Origin of the sequence: Roseovarius sp. (genome assembly GCF_018066915.1) — a bacterium.
Taxonomy (GTDB): domain Bacteria; phylum Pseudomonadota; class Alphaproteobacteria; order Rhodobacterales; family Rhodobacteraceae; genus Roseovarius.
This window is the reverse complement of the sequence record NZ_JAGPVV010000178.1, coordinates 1-2805: the sequence shown is the minus strand read 5'-3', so window position 1 is coordinate 2805 and position 2805 is coordinate 1. Positions and strand designations below refer to the sequence as shown.

General features: G+C 62.6%; 2 protein-coding genes. Both read left to right on the top strand.

The annotated features are described in order from the left end of the window. Positions 1-252, top strand: a 252-nt coding sequence (locus KBT70_RS09750; RefSeq protein WP_296632072.1) for a hypothetical protein, incomplete at its 5' end; no start/stop codon positions are given. A gap of 181 nt (positions 253-433) precedes the next feature. Next, positions 434-2635: a mechanosensitive ion channel domain-containing protein gene (locus KBT70_RS09745; protein WP_296632063.1), complete on the top strand. Its 2202-nt coding sequence runs from the start codon at positions 434-436 to the stop codon at positions 2633-2635. The last annotated feature ends 170 nt before the right edge of the window (positions 2636-2805 follow it).

Below are 2805 nucleotides of genomic sequence, written 5' to 3'. Positions count from 1 at the left end.
TTCCTTGCCAATCCCGCCCCGATTTGTGTGCTGGACGAAGTGGATGCCCCGCTTGACGATGCCAATGTCACCCGCTTTTGCGATCTCTTGGACGAGATGTGCCGCCGCACGGAAACCCGCTTTCTCATCATCACGCACCATGCCGTGACCATGAGCAGGATGGACCGCCTCTTTGGCGTGACCATGGCCGAACAAGGCGTGAGCCAGCTTGTCTCGGTCGACCTCAAGAAGGCCGAACAGATGGTCGCCTGAGAGGCGCGCACCGGCTCTTTGCGCGGCGTCACCCCACCCAAAGCTTGACCCCAGCACAGATTCCAATAGGTTTTACGCCCCTGACGCCATTTGGCGCGGTGTGCTGTGCAACGATCGCGGCGCGCCCTCACGGGCGCTTCCATGTGCCCAAAAATACAACGGGACATGGAGAGCCTTTGTCATGATACGATTTCTCGCGCATACCCTTGCCGCCATTTTTCTGACCGTCACCGCCGCCACAGCACAAGAGCCGGGGCAGGCTGCGACCGATCCGAATGCGCGCTCCAGTGTCGATCTGCTGATCGACGTGATTGAGGATGATGCCGCGCGCACCGAGCTTGTCGAGAGGCTCCGCGCCGCCGGACTGCCCGAAGAGGTCGAGAGCGTGGCCCCCACCGAGCCGCCACCCGAGGATCTCTCGTTTGGACGCAGGGTCGCCCTGATCACCCAGGCCGCTGCCGAGGATTTTGCCGATTGGACGGCGGGTCTTGCCCGTCAGATCGCCCGCGCGCCTGCCGTGCTTGATGGGCTGAGCGGGGGGGAGGCGGCCGTCCTGATGGACGCATTGGCCGAGCTTGCGCTGGTGATCGCAGGAACGGTCGCGGCCTTTCTGGTCCTGCGTGGCTTTGGCAAGACGCTCTATGCCCGCATGAGCAGGTCGGCCCGCGACGGTGGGCTGGCTCGGACCATCCTGCTCTTTCTCGCCTCCGCCGTCACGGATGCGATGATCGTGCTCATCGCCTGGGCGGCGGGCTATGCCCTTGCCATTCTGGCCTTGGGCGAGTTTGGCCAGATCGGAATCCGTCAGACTCTCTATCTCAACGCCTTCCTGCTGGTGGAAATGGCCAAGGTTGCGGTCCGGCTGGTGCTCTCGCCGTCGGCCACTGCGCTGCGCCCGCTGCCGATCCCTGACCGGGCGGCGGCCTATTTGGCGACGCGGATCAACCTCATTGTCGGGGTCGTGGGCTACGGGCAATTGCTGGTGGTGCCGATCCTCAACAGCAATGTGTCCTTTGCCGCCGGGCGGGCGGCTTCGGCGCTGATCGCTATGGCGGTTCTGATCCTTGCCATCGGGCTGGTGCTGCGCAATCGCCGCGCCGTGTCCGACTGGTTGCTGGGCGCGCAGAGCGAAGGTGCCGCGCCGCCCAAGGGGGCGCTCGCCTATCTTGCCCGCCACTGGCACTGGCCCGCTTTGGCCTATCTTCTGGCGATGTTCGTGGTCGTGTTGGTCCGCCCCGGAAATGCGGTATTCCAGACCTTTCTCGCCTCTGGTCAGGTGCTCGTTGTGGGGCTCCTCGGGTTTTCGGTCGCGACATTTCTCAGCCGCATGATGGCGCGCGGTGTGGCTCTGCCGCCCGGCATGTCGGCGCGGGTGCCGCTCCTGCAGGGGCGGCTCAACGCCTTTGTGCCCAAGGTTCTCTTTGTGCTGCGCGGCGTGATCTTTGCGGCGGTCGTGCTGCTGGCCTTCAACGCCATCGGCCTCGTCGACCTGCGCGGCTGGATGGTCAGCCAGTTCGGCCTGCGCCTGACGGGCATGATCCTGTCGGTGTCGCTGGTGCTGCTGGTGGCCTTCGGTCTCTGGCTTGCGCTGACATCCTGGGTGGATTACCGGCTCAATCCCGAATTTGGCAAGGTGGCCACCGCGCGTGAACAGACGCTGCTCACGCTTTTGCGCAATGCCGCGACGATTGCGCTTGTCGTTGTGACCCTGATGTTCGTGCTGGCCGAAATCGGGCTCGACATCGCGCCGCTTCTGGCCTCGGCCGGGGTGCTGGGCCTCGCCATCGGTTTTGGCGCACAAAAGATGGTGCAGGACATCATCACCGGCATTTTCATCCAGTTCGAGAATGCGATGAACGTGGGCGATGTGGTCACGGTGGGCGGTGTCACCGGCACGGTCGAGCGTCTGACGATCCGCTCTGTCAGCCTGCGCGACGTGCAGGGTGTCTATCACATCATCCCGTTTTCCTCGGTCGACATGGTCTCGAACTATGTGCGCGATTACGGCTATTTCGTCTGCGACATGGGCGTTGCTTACCGCGAGAATGTCGACGAGGTGAAACAGGCGATGCTTGATGCCTTTGCCGAACTCAGGGGTGATCCCGATCAGGCCAACGGTATTCTCGACGATCTGGAATGGTTCGGCGTCAACAGCTTTGGCGACAGCGCCGTGATGCTGCGCGCCCGGATCAAATGCGTGCCGGGTCGGCAATGGGGGATCGGGCGGGCCTATAATGGCGTGCTGAAGAAGGTCTTTGACGCCCGCAACATCGAAATCCCCTTTCCGCATCAGACGATCTATTTCGGTGAGAGCAAGGAGGGCAAAACCCAAAGCGTCAAGTTGGATATGGACCTCAAGTCCGAGGCGGCGCAGCGCGCCTAAATCGGGATGCGAGGCGGATTTTTCTGCCTTCCTCGACCTGTGGGGTACAGCGGCGGTTCTGGGCAATCCCACGCTGCCGCGTAGGGCCGCAGGGATATAAGATGTGTTGCGCGCTCACGTTAAATTGTATTTACATTTGGTCATCCCCGATTTTGGGGCCAGACCCATTA